Raw genomic sequence first — 16445 nt, 5'->3', positions numbered from 1 at the left:
TAAACATGTTAAAGCAAAAGCTTTTATTTATTGTTGCAATTGTATTTTGTAACTCGGCTTATTCTCAATTTGAAGATGTCAAAGCTGTAGCCGAAGATTTAATTTTTTTAACAGATCAATACATTACACCAGCAGCCAATGCATCAGTATTTCAGGCTTCTGGAGGATGGTATACTAGTGCTAATCCAAAAAATAAATTTGATGTAGAGTTATCTATTCAATATAACATGTTACTAATTCCAGATAATCAAAAAACGTTTTTAGTAAACCAAGCACAACTTCAAAATATTGCAATTCAGGGTAGTGCTACTTCGTCACTAATACCATCCGCTTTAGGAGGAGATAATACTGTGGTTTTAGAAGGCTCAATAAATGATGAGGTTTTTGAATTTGACGCACCAGAAGGTGTAAATGCGAATACAGTACAGCATGGTCAAGTCCAAGCAAGTATTGGTTTATGGAAAAAAACAAATGTAATTGTCAGGTTAGCTCCAAGTATTAAAATTAATAGCTCTGTATATAAATCGTTAGGTTTTGGAGTAATGCATAATCTAAATCAGTGGTTTAAAGGAATTAAAAATAGCACTTATAATTTTGCTTTTTTAGGAACGTATTCTAATTATTCTGTTGACGAGGATTTTAACGAAGCAGATTTAATAATAGGTAAGATTAACGCAATAAAAGTGGATGGTCAATCGTATGGATTTAATCTTATTTCATCTAAAACCTTTAGCAATTTTGACGTCTCACTAGGCTTGGGTTTGACAACATCAAATTTTGATTATAAAGTAGGAGGAGAAGGTGATTTGCTGCTAGAGATACTTAATACAGGTTTAAAAACGTTAAGTAAAAGTAAAACAAATTTTAAATCAGATTTGTCTGTTAACTACAACTTAAATAATTTTTCAATAAATACAATGTTGACCTTTGGCGCTTACTCTAACATTGTTATTGGTTTAAATTATAATTTTATTTAAAACCATTTCATCAAAATTATCGTAAAATATATTATAATTAAAAATTTTTAAAATGAAAAAACTACTTACAGTAATAAGTTTAATACTTTTTTCTCAAAGCAATGTCGCTCAGCAAAATTTAAACGATTTGTTAGCAGCAGGTGTTAATGATGCAAAAACCTTCTCTGAAAGCTATTTATTACCAGCCACAAATGGATTGGCTTATGGTATAAGTTCGGGTTGGTTTAACAATGCAAAAACCCCTAAAAAGCATAGTTTTGAATTGTCTATTGTTGGTAATACTTCTTTTATTAAAGATGAAAATAAAAGTTTTAATTTAAATGTTTCTGATTTCGAAAACATTAGATTTCCGGACAATAGTCCTTCAAAAAATGTAGCGACAGCATTAGGCCATAATGATCCAGAGGTTACTGTTTTGGTAACCTATCAAGATCCAATATTTGGAAATCAAGAAGTAGAATTGACTTTACCAACAGGAATTGGATCATCAAATGTAGATTTAATTCCAACAGCTTTTTTGCAAGGTAGTTTTGCATTGTTTGAAGGGACACAAATCAAAGGTCGATTTTTTCCAAAAGTAGAAACTGATGACGTTAAGATAGGATTGTATGGTGTTGGTATACAGCAAGAATTTACCACCTGGTTACCAGAAGACAGTAATTTTCCGTTAGCCATATCAGGTTTAGTATCGTACACACATTTAGACGCAAATTATGATTTTACAAATACTGAAGTAGTGGATGGCGAAAATCAACAAGTACAAACCAATGTTAGCAGTTTATTGTTTCAGTTAATAGCAGGAACAAATTTTAAGGTATTAAACTTTTATGGTGCAGTAGGTTACTTAAGTGCAACATCAGAAACTGATTTATTGGGTACATACAGAGTGTCTGATGGTATTTTATTTTCAGAAGAAATTGTCGATCCTTTTTCTGTAGACTCCAAAACAAACGGAGTTACAGCAACACTTGGTGCAAATGTGAAGGCTGGATTTTTTGGCATAAATGCATCATATACCTTAGCAGATTTTGACACAGCATCCCTTGGAATTAATTTCATGTTCTAGAATTATTATTTTCTTAATAAAAAGTAATTTTAAAATGTTAATTTTGTAAAACTGAAAACAAACACAATTAATTTTTTAAATACAAAATACATATGAAAGTAACAGTAGTTGGAGCAGGAGCAGTTGGAGCAAGTTGTGCAGAATATATTGCCATTAAAAACTTTGCATCAGAAGTTGTTTTATTAGACATTAAAGAAGGTTTTGCGGAAGGTAAAGCAATGGATTTAATGCAAACAGCCTCTTTAAACGGTTTTGATACAAAAATAACAGGTGTAACTAATGACTATAGTCAAACTGCAGGTAGTGATATTTGCGTTATTACTTCTGGTATTCCTAGAAAACCAGGGATGACTCGTGAAGAGTTAATTGGTATTAATGCAGGAATAGTTAAAACAGTATCAGCTAGTTTAATTAAAAACTCGCCAGATACAATAATCATAGTTGTTAGTAATCCAATGGATACAATGACTTATTTAGTACACAAAACTACAGGTTTACCAAAAAATAGAATTATCGGAATGGGTGGAGCTTTAGATTCTGCACGTTTTAAATACAGATTAGCAGAAGCTTTAGGTGCGCCAATAAGCGATGTTGACGGTATGGTAATTGGTGGACACTCTGATAAAGGGATGGTACCATTAACTGCACACGCAACTAGAAACAGTGTAAAAGTATCTGAGTTTTTATCTGAAGACAGATTAGATCAAGTAAAAGAAGATACTAAAGTAGGTGGAGCAACTTTAACTAAATTATTAGGTACTTCTGCTTGGTATGCACCAGGAGCAGCAGTAAGCGGATTAGTTCAGGCTATTGCTTGTGACCAGAAAAAAATGTTCCCATGTTCTGTATTATTAGATGGAGAATACGGATTAAAAGACTTATGTATTGGTGTTCCAGTAATTTTAGGTCGTAACGGAATCGAAAAAATTGTAGAGATAAACCTTAGTGATGCAGAAAAAGCACACATGCAAGAAAGTGCAAAAGGTGTATCTGCAACAAACGGATTATTAGAACTTTAATTTTTAATACCAGTTGTAAAATTTGTTATGGCAAGGTAATTGCCTATAATAAGTAAAAACAACATAAATTTTAATTAACCTTAACAAATTTTACAAAAATGAAAAAATTAGTATTCTTATTAGTGGCAACTTTTAGTTTGTCTATGGTTGCTCAAGAGCAGATTACAGAAGGTGTAGTGTCTTCTAAAATGACAATGTCAAGTAGTAATGAACAAATGAATGAGCAGTTTGCTATGATTGGCGATATTGCTATTGTTACTTATTTTAAAGCAGACAAAACAAGATCAGAAACTAACAATCCAATGTCTGGAGAAACAGTTTCTATTATTGATACACAATCTAAAAAGATGTTAACTTTACTTAATAACCCAATGATGGGTAAAATGTATTCGTTAACTGATATAGCAGAATCTCCTGATAAGTCTGATGTTAAAATCACTAAAGGTGACGAAACTAAGACTATCTTAGGTTACGAGTGTCAAGAGTATAACGTTGTAATGAATCAAGATGGTGTTGACATGAAAATGGATGTTTATACTACCGAAGCTATTGTTGCTGCAAACCAACAGACTGTAGAGTTTGGAGAAGATTTTAAAGGATTTCCATTATTAATGAATATTAATGTAAATCAAGCTGGTATGGATATGTCAATGACTTATGAAGTAACAGAAGTTAAAAAAGAAACTGTTGCAGACGATAAGTTTTCTATGACGCCTCCAGAAGGATATGAGTTAATGGAAGGAATGTAATAATTACATTTTTTAGATATTTAAAAGAGTGACCTTAAAAAGTCACTCTTTTTTTTGCTTTAAAAGTTTATTTAATGACTTAAAGACTATACTAATAAAGTCTTATTTTTTATATTTGGCACATGAAGTCTAAATGGTACTTTGGTATTGTAATCACTGCGCTTACATTTTTTGTTGTTAGTCAACAACAAATCACTGTACCTAACCAACAAATTGTATTTCAATTTTCCGATAATCAAGCAACTGTTTCTCAAACAGAAAAAGCAATACACGCTATAAAAGCGCAACTTGAAAATATTGGTGTAAAAAACACACAAGTTTTTGAGCAAAACGGAATTTTAAAAATCACCTATTACAGCGATATAGCAATAACTGAGGTGAAATCTTTTTTATTAAAAGAAAAACTAATCTACAATAGCGGTAAAGAAAATCTCCCAAATAGTCCTTTAGATAATGGTTATAACGTAGATGTTTTTGAAATTAAAACCAACACACAATCAGGAATTGGTTTTGACGGAAAGTTTATAGTAGAAGCAAAACAAGAGTATACTAGAGCATCACAGGTAGTGCTATCATTTTCTGGGATTACAGAAAATATATTACAATTAACCAGTCCTGTAAAAGTAACTCCAAAAGTAAATACTAATAACTCTATTAGTATAGATAAAGGAAACTTCAACATTCCAGAAGGTAGAGCAGGACCACAAGCTTAATCTTTTCTAGTAAAACCTTTTTCGCTATATAGTGCTTGCTATTTAGGCGTTAAACAATTCATTTTAAACCATTAAAAATAATTGTCAAATCTTCGTGTAAACTATATATTTGCGCGATTAAAAATTTGACTAAATAAACAAAACCATGCAAAATAAAGGATTAGTAAAACTATTTGCAGTATTGTTTGGATTGGTAAGTATTTACCAATTGTCTTTCACATTTAAAAATAATGCGATTGAAAACAATGCAGCACAAGTGGCTGAAAGCAAAATTGATGCTTCAGCAGATGACCGTAAAAACCAAGTAAGTGAGTATGCTACTAAGTATTTAGACTCGTTGGCAACATCAAAAGAAAGTGTATTTTTAGGAAACACTTATGGAGACGTTAAGCAAAACTCAATGAAGTTAGGTCTTGACCTTAGAGGAGGTTTAGAGGCAATACTTCAAATCTCTGTAAGAGACTTATTAATGGGATTATCTAACGAGAGTAAGGATCCTACATTTAGAAAAGCATTAGATGATGCTGACGAAATGCAAAAAGATAGTCAAAATACTTATTTAGATGACTTCTTTACTGCATTTGATGCAATCAAAGGAGACAAAAAATTAGCATCTCCAGATATTTTTGCTAACAGATCTTTAGTTGGCGAGATTGATTTAAACATGTCAGATAGTGATGCTAAAGCTGTATTAGCAACTAAAGTAGACGAGTCTATTGTTTCTGCTTTTGAAGTATTACGTAAACGTATTGACGAGTTTGGTGTAACATCTCCAAACATCCAACGTTTAGGTAGCTCTGGACGTGTATTATTAGAATTACCAGGTGTTAGAGACGTAGCACGTGCTACAGAGTTAATTACAACTACTGCACAATTAGAGTTTTGGGAAGGATTAAAAGCAGAGCAGTTTAATCAATTTTTAGTTCAAGCTAACGATGTATTAAAAGCAAAGCTTGAAACTAAAACTACAGAAGGAGAAACTCCTGCTGCAGATGCAGAAATGACTGATGAAGAGAAAGCTATCGCTGCGCTTACAGGTGAAGAAAACGAAACAGTAAATGAAGTAAACCCATTATTAGATCTAATTGCAGGTCCTGGTTTTGGAGCAACTTTAGCACAGTTTAATATTGAAGATAAAGACAAAGTATTAAGCTATTTAGCTATGCCAGAAGTTGTGGCATTATTACCATCAGAATTAAAATATACTAAGTTTTTATTTGGTAAGCCAGCTGAAGACAGTGAGTTAGTAGACCTATTTGTATTAAATGGAAACAGAGATAATGAGCCACCATTAAATGGAGCAGTAGTTACAGATGCACGTCAATCGTACAACCAAGCAAACAAGGTTGTAGTTAGCATGCAAATGAATAGTAAAGGAGCAAAAATCTGGGAAAAAATGACAGGTGATGCTTTTAAAACTCAAAGTCAAATTGCAGTTGTTTTAGATAACACAGTATATTCTGCACCTACATCATCTTCTGGACCAATTGCAGGAGGTAGCACAGAGATTTCTGGAAGCTTCAAATTAAGTGAGGCTACGGATTTAGCAAACGTTTTACGTGCAGGTAAATTACCAGCTCGTGCAGAGATTATTCAAAGTAGTATAGTTGGACCTTCATTAGGTCAAGAAGCTATTGAAAGTGGTACAATGTCATTTGGTATTGCATTAGCATTAGTTTTAATTTGGATGGCATTTTACTATGGTAAAGCAGGTTTATTTGCAGACATTGCAATGTTATTTAACATCTTATTAATTTTTGGAGTATTATCAGGTATTGGAGCAGTGTTAACACTTCCAGGTATTGCAGGTATCGTTTTAACAATTGGTATGTCTGTGGATGCAAACGTACTTATCTTTGAGCGTATCAGGGAAGAACTATCAAAAGGAAAAGATCAGAAGTCAGCAATTCAAGATGGATTTAGTAATGCATTATCATCTATTTTGGATGCCAACATTACAACAGGTTTAACTGCATTAATCTTATTTGTTTTTGGTACAGGACCAATTAAAGGATTTGCAACTACTTTATTAATAGGTATTGGTACATCTTTATTTACAGCTATTTTTATCACTAGATTATTAGTAGATTGGTATGCTAACAGAGGTGGTAAATTAGACTTCTCAACTGGATTAACTAAAAACTTATTCAGAAACATTAATATCGCGTTCCTTACAAAACGTAAAGTAGCTTACATTATTTCTGCAGTAGCATTAGTAGTAAGTTTAGGATCTTTATTTACAAACGGATTAGATCAAGGTATTGACTTTGTTGGAGGACGTACAACACAAGTTAGATTTGCAGAGCCAGTAAGTGCAGTAGAGATTGAAGGGCTTTTAGCCTCTCAAGAGGTATTTGGAAGTGCTACAGTAAAAACTGTTGGAGACGATAATAACTTAAAAATTTCGACTAAGTATAAGATTAACGAAACAGCTAACGAAATTGACGAAGAAGTTAGAGTTAAAATGTATGATGCATTACAACCTTACTTAAAAGGTGTGTCGTTTGAAGATTTTAAAGACCTATCTAAAGCTAACAAGCAAGTAGGGATTATGGATCAATACAAAGTAAGTCCATCAATTGCAGATGATATTAAGCAAGCGTCTTTCTGGGCAGTCTTAGGATCTTTAGTTGTAGTGTTCTTATATATCTTATTCCGTTTCAAGAGATGGCAATTCTCACTTGGTGCAGTAGCAGCAGTATTCCATGATGTTATCATCGTATTAGGAGTATTCTCTTTAACATACAAGTTTATGCCATTCTCAATGGAAATCGACCAAGCATTTATTGCAGCAATCCTTACAGTAATTGGATACTCATTAAATGATACGGTTGTAGTATTTGATAGAATTCGTGAATTTTTTAACGAGCACACTGACTGGCCATTTAATAAAGTAATTGATACGTCATTAAGCAGTACATTAAGTCGTACATTAAATACGTCTTTAACTACTTTGGTTGTGTTATTAGCAATCTTTATTTTTGGTGGAGACTCAATCAGAGGATTTATGTTTGCATTAATAATTGGTGTAGTAGTAGGTACGTACTCATCTTTATTTATAGCAACGCCAATCATGTTTGACTTTGTTAAAAAAGGAAATGCAGCAGATGCGTTAAAAAAGAAAGAAGTAGTAGTTGACGAAACAGTAGTGAAGTAGTCATAAACTAAACAGTATAAAAAAAGCCTTTCTATTAATTTAGAAAGGCTTTTTTGTTTTGCGTCATTGTCAGTAGCACGAAGGAATCTTTTTAAATCAGGCCATATGATATTTTTTTGGGCGTTACCTACTTTTGCTTTTAGTAGCAAAAGTACGTCAGGCTTTCCGTTACAATCTTTTTGCTCGTGCCTCACAAAAAGGATTTCCACATCTATCCTTAACGCAAACGCAGACCTTACATTAAACCAACACTAAAGTTTAAACTAATGACTAAGCCATAAGTATATTATCAATTAAAGCTTTAAACCACATAGAGTCTTAAGCACTATCATGCGTAATTAGTTTGTATTGTATTAGTCATGCTTTAAATAGATGAGGTTATTAATGTAATAACTTATAACCTAAAATATAAGCACAAAAAAAGCCTAATTGTAAAAGTTACAATTAGGCTTTTTATATCTATAAATAATGGTTTTATTTTTCTAACATATACTCAAAGTAGTCCATTTTATCTCCTACGTCAAGTAAAAGTTTTTGTGCTGTTCCTGCATTAACCTCTAACACAAATTGTGCAGGAGTGTTAGATGGTAAGCTGCTTTGATCCATTGGTTTTGCGTTTTCCTGAAAACTAACAATAGTTTTATTATGATCAAAAAAGATAAGATCCAATGGTATACGCGTGTTTTTCATGTAAAATGATCGCATTTGTACGTCATTAAAAGCAAACAACATACCTTGATCATCTTTCATACTATCACGATACATCAAGCCTGTTTGGATTTCGTAATCTGTTTTAGCAATCTCTATATTAAAAACCTTAATAATAGTATCTGTAGTCCCTTTAAACAAAGTTAACTCTCCTTCCTTTTTAAAGTTTACTTCAACAGGAGCAATAGCTTCCTTTTCTTTTTTACAAGACGTAATGCTTACAAGTAAAACTAAGCTAAAAAGTATAGTCGTATAGTTTTTTAAATTTCTCATTATTTGATACTTGTTTTTGGTTTAAATAAAAACATAAAATATAATCCAATTAATATAAATGGGATACTTAACCATTGTCCTGTGTTAAGTCCAAACCAATTAATAAACTCTTCTCCTTGTGGCTCTTTAACAAACTCGACAAAAAATCTAACACTCCATAGTAGTATTAAAAATAATCCAAATAAAAATCCTGTTTGATCTTTTTTAGTTGTTTTAGTATATACAAACCATAAAATTAAAAATACAAATATGTAGCAAAACGACTCGTATAACTGTGCTGCGTGTCTATAAGGTATAGCGTTTAATAACTCTGACATGTTAGGATTGTCTGTTATAGATGCGTATGCCTTTTTTACGTCTTTAATTCCTGTTTTTTGTACAATCTCATACTTATTATAATACTCTTGCACAAATCTAACACCTAAATCAGAGTCTGTTACTTTTCCAATAATTTCGGAATTTATAAAGTTACCTATTCTAATAAAAACTGCTCCAGACGCTACAGGTATTACAATGCGATCTAAAATCCACATTAAGGATTTGTAGTTGTATTTGCGACGATATAATATCATTCCTATGATTATACCAATAGCTGCACCATGACTAGCTAATCCTTGAAAACCGGTAAACTCGAATCCACCGTTAAATTTAAAAGGTAATAAAACACTTAATGGGTCTTGGGTAATTAGTTCTGGTTGGTAAAAAATGACATGTCCTAAACGCGCACCTAACATGGTTGCTAAAACAGTGTAAATAAATAATGGGTCTAAAAATTCTATATTTATTTTTTCGCGTTTAAAAATACGTTTCATTATGGCATGTCCAATAACAAACGCAGCAATCCACATGACACTGTAAAAATGAATTTTAAAATTTCCGATAATATCGATTCCAGTTAAAGGATTCCAATCGAATTTAAGTAAGTACATAGTTTAATTTTTGTAAGTGTAAATATAGTATTTATGCTTTATTTATTAGAATTACTTGACAAAGGTTTAGCAATAAATTAATGTTTGTGCTAATTCTTGGCGCTAGTGCGTTAAGGATGGAAGTGGCATCCTTTTTTATTTTTCTTAAAAAAGATATAACGGACAGCCTGTTAAAACGCCCAAATTTAAAAAAATGTATTTATGGTACAGGATCGTAACCGCTTCCTCCCCAAGGATGGCAACTTAAAATACGTTTTATGCTTAGTTTTAGTCCTTTTAATAAACCGTGTTTTAATAGGGCTTCTTTGGTGTAATGTGAGCAGGTTGGTTGGTACCTGCAAGTGGCTGGTGTAAATGGAGAAATTAGGGTTTGATAAACCTTGATTAAAAATAGAAATGGAGCTAATATTATTTTTTTCATAATAAAAAAGTCCTCTCTTACCGAAAGGACTTAATTAGTTTTAATTGGTAGAAAAGGTTGTGCCTTCCTTACCATCGTTAAGTTGTATGCCAGCTTCTGCTAGTTCGTCTCTGATTTGATCTGACAGTGCAAAATCTTTATTAATTCTGGCTTCTTGACGTAGTTTTATTAATAATTGTACTGCTCCAGATAGTTTATCTGTTCCGTTTGCAGCATTGGTTTTGTCATTTTTTAATCCTAATATATCGTATACAAAAGCGTTGATTGTGTTTTTAAAATCTTCTAAATCTTTTGTAGTAATAGTTTCTGTGCCTTCTTTTATTTGGTTGATGTATTTTACACCTTCAAATAAATTAGCAATTAGGATAGGTGTATTAAAATCGTCATTCATGGCATCGTAACATTTTTGCGTCCATGCAGCAATGTTTAACGTTGTATTGTCTGATGTTTTTAAATCTTCTAATTGACTTATAGCCTCCATTAATCTGTTGTAGCCTTTCTCGCTAGCTAATAACCCATCATTTGTAAAATCTAAAATACTTCTGTAATGTGCTTGAAGCATAAAAAATCTAGCGACACTTGGTGTAAATGCTTTGGTGATGTTTTTGTTTTCACCTGTAAAAATCTCGGTTGGTAATATAAAGTTACCTGTAGATTTTGCCATTTTTTTACCGTTCATGATTAGCATGTTGGCATGCATCCAGTAGTTAACAGGTGTTTTTCCTTTGGCAGCTTGGTTTTGTGCAATCTCACATTCGTGATGAGGGAATTTTAAATCCATTCCGCCACCATGTATGTCAAAATGCTCTCCCAAGTATTTGGTACTCATAGCTGTACATTCTAGATGCCATCCAGGAAATCCATCGCTCCAAGGAGAAGGCCAACGCATGATATGTGTTGGCTCGGCTTTTTTCCAAAGTGCAAAATCTTGAGGATTTTTCTTGTCTGATTGTCCTTCTAGTTCTCTAGTATTATGGATTAAGTCTTCTAACTTTCGCTTACTTAAAATTCCGTAATTATTAGTTTGGTTATATTTATGGACATCAAAATATACAGAGCCATTTACTTCATATCCAAAACCATTATCTATGATGGTTTTTATTAGTTCTATTTGCTCAATAATATGTCCAGTAGCGGTAGGCTCTATACTTGGGGGAAGAAAATTGAAGGTGTTTAGTATATTATGAAAATCTACCGTGTAACGTTGCACGACTTCCATTGGCTCGATCTCTTCTAGTCTTGCTTTTTTAGCAATTCTGTCCTCTCCAACATCTGCATCATTTTCTAAATGTCCAGCGTCTGTTATGTTTCTAACGTAACGTACTTTATATCCTAGGTGTTTTAGGTATCTAAAAATAACATCAAAAGACATAAATGTTCTGACATTACCTAAATGTACATTACTGTATACAGTAGGACCACAAACGTACATACCAACATAACCATCGTTAATAGCTTTAAAATTCTCTTTTTCGCCAGAAAGCGAATTATATATTTTTATGTGTTGTTGTTTGTAAAGTTCCATTACTGTTTTTCTAAAATTTTGTTTCTAAGTTGATGTAATCTAAAAATTCGCGTCTTGTTGCTTTCTTTTTAAATTGTCCTCCAAATTCTGAGGTTACTGTACTGCTTTCAATATCTCTAATTCCTCTAGAATTTACACATAAGTGCTTAGCATCGATAACACAAGCAACATCATCTGTGCCTAAAGCTTTTTGTAACTCTTTTACTATCTGGATTGTTAAACGCTCTTGTACTTGAGGTCGTTTAGCATAATAATCTACAATACGATTCATTTTAGATAAACCAACAACGGTTCCGTTAGATATGTATGCTACGTGTGCACGACCTACTATTGGTAGTAAGTGATGCTCACAGGTAGAATAAACAGTAATGTTTTTTTCTACAAGCATTTCGCCATATTGGTATTTATTATCAAAAGTTGAAGCTTTTGGCTTTTTGTCAGGATGAAGCCCACCAAAAATTTCGTTAACAAACATCTTAGCTACACGATTAGGTGTTCCTTTTAAACTGTCGTCAGTAAGATCTAAACCTAATGTTTGTAAAATATTTGTTACGTCTTTTTTTATGCTATCAATTTTATCAGTGTCTGATAATTCAAAAGCATCATCTCTTAAAGGCGTATCGTGATTAGTGCTAATGTGGTTTTCTCCGATAGCATCTGTATTATCTATATTGTTATCAATCTTCATTTAAATAAAGTCTGTAAAAGGTGTTTAAAATAGTTTGCAAAGATAAACAATAAATAAATTTGAATAAGGGTAGGTATTTATTAATTATAGCTGTTATACTATTATAAATCATAAAAAACATAATTAGATACCCATATTAACATTTACTTTATTAAAATTTTCTTAATTTTCCCACTTAATTTTATCTTAGAAACAATGACTCTTAGAATCTTCTTACCCCTTTTATTTGGATTTGTGATGTTTACACAAAACGGAATAGCTCAAACTCAGAAAAAACAAAATACGCAATTAGTTAAATTTGGTAAAAATGTAGATGCACCATTAACAGCTCAAGAGTTGTCAATGATGAAGGAAGTGTATCAAGATAAATTAGATGCATACGTATTAAGTAAGCCTCAAAAATTAAAAAATTTAAAACATCTTTTACGTAATAGAATTGTAATTAAAGAAATTACAAATTTAAAGGATGATGATAAGTATACACTTTTATCAGAAGTTGAGTTATTTGATATTTATAATCCAAGCCTTAAAAGAGATGTTGCTTTTAATAAAAGTACTTTTAATCCTTTAAAGTATAATTTAGAGTTTTACAGAATGGGATCCATTATATATAAGATAGACGGAACCAATTTTTTTGTAATTATTAAACCACAAACCTATAAAAAATAATATTTACGTTTTTTTTTAACGTTGTATTTTAAACACATACCAATGAAAAAATTTTTACTAGCACTATTATTTTTAAATTCGTTTATATCCTTCTCTCAGGATATTTTAATGCAAACAACAACTGTCAGTCAATGTGGTGGCGTTTTTTATGATTCAGGAGGACCTTCTGCAAATTATGCAGATGGAGAAAGTTTTATTTTAACGATTTGTCCAGATTCTCCTGGACAACAAGTGCAATTAGATTTTACTGCTTTTAGTACACAATTAAATGCAGATGAGTTAACAATATATGATGGAGATGATAACACTGCAAACGCTTTTGGAACATTTTCTGGAGGTGGAGCAGCAGCAAATCCTGGAATGTTCTCTGCAACTCCGACTAACCCAACAGGATGTTTAACAATAGAGTTTACCTCTGATGGAAGTGCAAATACTTCCGGTTGGGCAGCGACAGTTGCTTGTTACGAGCCTTGTCAAACCATAGTGTCTCAAATAGATAGTGCAACGCCAGCTCCAAATGGAGATGGTTATATTTGGGTATGTCCAGGTGAAGATATTACATTAAACGGAAGTGCAACTTTTTCAAATGATGGAACTGGTGCTACTTATGAATGGGATTTAGGAGATGGTAATTTTATAAGTGGAGAAAATGCAACCTTTTCATATGCAACACCTGGAGTTTACATTGTCAATTTAAATGTAACTGATACAAACACAGATCCAGATCCTGCAGGTTGTTCTAACACGAATTTGATCAATCAAGTTGTTCAGGTTGGTACAGAGCCAGATTTTACAGGTACACAAGCTGTAGATAGTGTTATTTGTTTTGGAGACTCAACAACACTAAATGGTGTTGTAACTCCAACCGAGTTTATTAATGATTGTACACCACCTATTAGTGGTACAACTTTTTTGCCAGATGGTGGAGGAGCTGTTTATCAAACTTGTGTTACAGTAGATTGCTATGACTCAGGTCAGACTTTAACAGATATAAATCAAATTGTTTCTATATGTGTAAATATGGAACACTCTTTTGCAGGAGATTTAGATATTAATATTATTAGTCCAACAGGACAAATAGCTGTTTTAAAAGAATATCCAGGAGGAGGTGGTACTTATCTTGGAGGAGCTAATGATGATGGCTCAATAACACCAGGTGTTGGAGCAGATTATTGTTTTTCTGCAAGTGGTACGGTTATTTTGGAAAACGCACCAACAATAACAGCGGGATCTAATCCTCCAGGAGCATCATACACACCTGGTACTTATCTTCCTGAAGGCTCTTTAAATACTTTGTTAGGTAGCCCATTAAATGGAGATTGGTGTATTCAAATTATTGATAATTTAAATGTTGATAATGGTTACATATTTTCTTGGGGAATTGAATTTGATCCAGCTTTACAACCTCCAGAATTATCATTTACTCCAGTCACAGTCTCTGAAGCTTGGGATGCAGATCCATCAATAACAAGCACGACAGGAAATGATATTACTGTTCAACCAACAACAGCTGGAACACATTGTTATACTTATAGAACAACAGATGACTTTGGTTGCGAATATACAGAAGTAGTGTGTATTGATGTTTTACCAGAAATTGATAATGGTTTACCAAACGATTTATTTTTATGTAATCCTGGAGCACCACCATATATTTTTGATCTAACTGAAAATGATTCAGCTATAACAGGTCCATCTGCTATTCCTGGTGACTTAGTAATTACTTATTATGAAACGCTTGCAGATGCAGAGGCTGACACAGCAGCAATTGCAACGCCAACTAACTATACTTCGTCTGCAGTTTTAGGAGTACCTCAAACTGTTTATGTAAGAGTTGAATATTTGAGTTCAGGATGTTATGAAGTAGAATCTTTTACACTAAATATTACAACACAACCAACTATAAATCCGGCTCCAGATATGGAGGTTTGTGATGATGCTTCAAATGATGGTTTTGAGCCTTTTGATTTAGAAAGTCAAAATGCTGCTATATTGGGCACTCAATCACCTGCTAGCTTTGTGGTAACTTATTATTTGTCATTTGCAGATGCAGATGCTGGAGTAGCAAGTACAGCTTTAGTTAGTGATTATACAAATACAGTTAACCCACAGCCTATTTACGTAAGAGTTCAAGTAATTGGAGACGATGCGTGTTATATAGCTTCTCCTTTACCAGTTTTTAACTTGATTGTTAATGCTGTTGATGATTCTTCTTTTGCTATAGATCCAACCTGTGATGGAGGAACAGTTACTGCTGTTGCAACAACAGGAGGGACATTTTCATTTAATCCTGATTTAGCAGATGGAGCAACAATAGATCCAGCAACAGGAGAAGTAACTAACGGTGTTGTAGGTACAAACTATACTATTCAATATACTACTACAGGAATTTGTCCTTCATCTACAGATCAGTCATTAACAATGTTAGCGACTGATGATCCATCGTTTACAATGTTGCCTACTTGTGATGGAGCAGTGGTAGATACAATAGCGACAACAGGAGGTACTTTTGCTTTTAACCCAGTACCAACTGGAACCGAAACCATAGATCCAACGACAGGAACTATTACTAATGGTGTTCCAGGAACAACTTATACCGTGGAATACACTACAGGAGGCGTTTGTTCTGCTAGTTCTACGCAAGATGTTACTGTTTATCCAACAGAAGATGCAACATTCTCTGTCTTTGAAAATTGTGATGGTGGTACTGCTACCATTATTGGAGATGTAGGAGGGACATTTACATTTAATCCGGCTGTTTCAGACGGAGCGTCTATCGATCCTGTAACAGGAGAGGTAACTAATGGAGTTTCAGGTGTAACTTATACTGTAGAATATACTACATCAGGACCGTGTCCAGATAATAGTTTCCAAAATATTACAGTTTTAAATCAAGACGATCCTGCATTTACATTAATTGCTGATTGTAATGGTGGAACTGTTGACTTTGTAGCTACTCCAGGCGGAACATTTTCTTTTGATACTCTTGTAACAGATACAGCAGTTATTGATGCAGCTACAGGAACAGTTACTTTTGCAACTCCAGGCGCAAGCTATACTATATTATATACAACAGCTGGAGCTTGTATCGATTCAAGTACACAAGTATTAAACGTTTTGGCTGCTGATGATTCGTCATTTAGTTATGTGCCAACATGTGATGGTGCTATAGCGACAGTAGATGGTTTGTCAGGAGGTACATTTACATTTAATACACCACCAGCAGCAGGTGATAGCGCTATGTTAGATGCTGCTACAGGTTTAATTTCTGGAGGTAATCCAAATACAACTTATAGCATTGATTACACTACAAATGGACCTTGTCCGACTACAACTAATCAATCTATTACATCTTTTCCTGAACCTACAGCAATCACACCAACACCATTAGAAGTTTGTGATGATGGTACACCAGACGGATTTACAAGTATAGATTTAAGTCTTAAAAACAATGAGATTAGTGGAGGTAACCCAGACTATGCGGTAAGTTATTACCTAACGCAATTAGATGCAGAAACAGAAACTAGTCCATTAGCCATACCATATACAAA

13 protein-coding genes are annotated in these 16445 nt (G+C 33.1%); 8 read left to right on the top strand and 5 right to left on the bottom strand.

Annotated features, from left to right (window positions below):
- Positions 1–5: 5 nt before the first annotated feature.
- The 6 genes from V6251_RS11370 to secDF all read left to right on the top strand — a co-directional run bounded on the left by V6251_RS11370 (position 6) and on the right by secDF (position 7681).
- Positions 6–977, top strand: coding sequence for a DUF6588 family protein (locus V6251_RS11370; protein WP_341588324.1), 972 nt, complete (start codon positions 6–8; stop codon positions 975–977).
- Positions 978–1029: 52 nt separating this feature from the next.
- On the top strand, positions 1030–2043 hold the full coding sequence (locus V6251_RS11365; protein ID WP_341588323.1) for a DUF6588 family protein: 1014 nt from the start codon (positions 1030–1032) through the stop codon (positions 2041–2043).
- A gap of 92 nt (positions 2044–2135) precedes the next feature.
- Complete coding sequence (gene mdh / locus V6251_RS11360; protein ID WP_145000839.1) at positions 2136–3062, top strand: malate dehydrogenase; 927 nt, start codon at positions 2136–2138, stop codon at positions 3060–3062.
- A gap of 98 nt (positions 3063–3160) precedes the next feature.
- Positions 3161–3811 carry a DUF4412 domain-containing protein gene (locus tag V6251_RS11355; RefSeq protein WP_145000837.1) on the top strand — a complete coding sequence of 217 codons (651 nt, stop codon included), beginning with the start codon at positions 3161–3163 and terminating at the stop codon, positions 3809–3811.
- Positions 3812–3933: 122 nt separating this feature from the next.
- A complete protein-coding gene (locus V6251_RS11350; protein WP_341588322.1) occupies positions 3934–4524 on the top strand; it encodes a hypothetical protein in 591 nt (196 codons plus the stop codon).
- A 145-nt stretch (positions 4525–4669) separates the two neighbouring features.
- Positions 4670–7681, top strand: coding sequence for a protein translocase subunit SecDF (secDF, locus tag V6251_RS11345; RefSeq protein WP_341588321.1), 3012 nt, complete (start codon positions 4670–4672; stop codon positions 7679–7681).
- Positions 7682–8155: 474 nt separating this feature from the next.
- Here the strand turns inward: secDF and V6251_RS11340 are convergent, their stop codons facing one another.
- The 5 genes from V6251_RS11340 to folE form a co-directional block, all read right to left on the bottom strand.
- Positions 8156–8662, bottom strand: coding sequence for a DUF192 domain-containing protein (locus tag V6251_RS11340; protein ID WP_341588320.1), 507 nt, complete (start codon positions 8660–8662; stop codon positions 8156–8158).
- Positions 8662–9591: a prolipoprotein diacylglyceryl transferase gene (gene lgt / locus V6251_RS11335; protein WP_292946368.1), complete on the bottom strand. Its 930-nt coding sequence runs from the start codon at positions 9589–9591 to the stop codon at positions 8662–8664. The genes V6251_RS11340 and lgt overlap by 1 nt, the downstream gene beginning before the upstream one ends.
- 199 nt (positions 9592–9790) lie before the next feature.
- A complete protein-coding gene (yidD, locus tag V6251_RS11330) occupies positions 9791–10012 on the bottom strand; it encodes a membrane protein insertion efficiency factor YidD (protein ID WP_145000826.1) in 222 nt (73 codons plus the stop codon).
- Between the two features lie 40 nt (positions 10013–10052).
- Positions 10053–11537 carry a cysteine--tRNA ligase gene (cysS, locus tag V6251_RS11325; protein WP_292946372.1) on the bottom strand — a complete coding sequence of 495 codons (1485 nt, stop codon included), beginning with the start codon at positions 11535–11537 and terminating at the stop codon, positions 10053–10055.
- A gap of 10 nt (positions 11538–11547) precedes the next feature.
- Positions 11548–12225: a GTP cyclohydrolase I FolE gene (folE, locus tag V6251_RS11320; protein ID WP_341588319.1), complete on the bottom strand. Its 678-nt coding sequence runs from the start codon at positions 12223–12225 to the stop codon at positions 11548–11550.
- A 195-nt stretch (positions 12226–12420) separates the two neighbouring features.
- On the opposite strand from folE, the gene V6251_RS11315 reads away from it, so the two are divergent.
- Positions 12421–12894 carry a hypothetical protein gene (locus V6251_RS11315; protein WP_341588318.1) on the top strand — a complete coding sequence of 158 codons (474 nt, stop codon included), beginning with the start codon at positions 12421–12423 and terminating at the stop codon, positions 12892–12894.
- Positions 12895–12936: 42 nt separating this feature from the next.
- Positions 12937–16445, top strand: a 3509-nt coding sequence (locus V6251_RS11310) for a PKD domain-containing protein (RefSeq protein ID WP_341588317.1), incomplete at its 3' end; no start/stop codon positions are given.

This window comes from Olleya sp. Ti.3.14, from assembly GCF_038154885.1.
Taxonomy (GTDB): domain Bacteria; phylum Bacteroidota; class Bacteroidia; order Flavobacteriales; family Flavobacteriaceae; genus Olleya.
Note: the sequence above shows the minus strand (reverse complement) of the source record. Positions and strands in the feature narration are given on the sequence as shown.